The organism is Agromyces sp. NPDC055658, assembly GCF_053618155.1.
The window spans coordinates 1-424 of the sequence record NZ_JBSHHD010000083.1 but is presented as its reverse complement, the minus strand read 5'-3'; the positions used below and the strand labels follow the sequence as shown (position 1 = coordinate 424).

The 424-nt window shown below is 66.7% G+C and carries 1 pseudogene; it reads left to right on the top strand.

The features are described 5' to 3' along the window. Positions 1-424: pseudogene (locus ACWGPE_RS18605) on the top strand (hypothetical protein); the annotation flags it as partial.

Below are 424 nucleotides of genomic sequence, written 5' to 3'. Positions count from 1 at the left end.
CGCTACTCAATTCGCTGACCCACCCGGTCGAGGATCCGGAAACGATCTTCACCACCGGCAAGGCCGCCTACATCGAGGACTTCGCCCAGCGGATGGCCCCGGTGCTGGCCGCGGAGAAGGCGTCATGGGCACCCGCGGCCGGGGAACCCCTGCTGCCCGGGCTGCGCGCGCTGTTCGAGCCGATCATGAGCCAGACCGACCAGATCTGCGACGGCATCGGCTATCCGGTGGAGCTGCGCCTGTCCGGACCCGACCACAGCGAGACCGTGGTACTGGATTTCCCGAAACGTCTTGTGCGCGAACCGATCGCGGACGAGAAGTTCCGCTACGGGTTCGCGATCCCGCCCGAGCTGGTGCGCACCGTGCTGCGCGACAACGAGCCGGACTGGGTCAACACCATCTTCCTGTCGACCCGGTTCAAGGC